At 64.5% G+C, this 386-nt stretch carries 1 pseudogene; it reads right to left on the reverse strand.

Features of this window, described 5'->3' with window-relative positions:
- A pseudogene (locus tag I6F21_RS38530) lies at positions 1-386 on the reverse strand (MFS transporter); the annotation flags it as partial.

The following is a 386-nucleotide window of genomic DNA, read 5'->3' on the forward strand; positions in this document are numbered from 1 at the left end:
ACCGAGGTCGTCATCGCGTAGGTCACGTAGGTCGTCGCCAGTGAGCCCAGGAACGTCAGGAACAGGAAGCGGCGGCGGCCAATGGCGTCAACGATGAAGCCGGCGGCCATATAGGCAACAATGGCGCCAACCGTGTAAAGAATCGTGATCTTCGAGCCCCAGCCGGCCGGGTTGGCCAGACCTTGTTCCTTGGCGAGTCCGATGGTGAAGGTCGGCAGCCAGCTCGAGATCGCCCACCAGCCGACGGTGGTGACCACCGAAAGCAACAGCGTGACGAACGTACGGCGACGAGCCTCCGGTTCGCGGAACAACTGGGACAGCGTGAAGGGCCGCTTGTCGCTGCCGCCCTTGCCTGCCGCGCCGGTGGCGCTCCAGCGCTTTTCACG

Origin of the sequence: Bradyrhizobium sp. NBAIM03, assembly GCF_020194055.1 — a bacterium.
In the GTDB taxonomy this organism is placed as follows: Bacteria; Pseudomonadota; Alphaproteobacteria; order Rhizobiales; family Xanthobacteraceae; genus Bradyrhizobium; species Bradyrhizobium yuanmingense.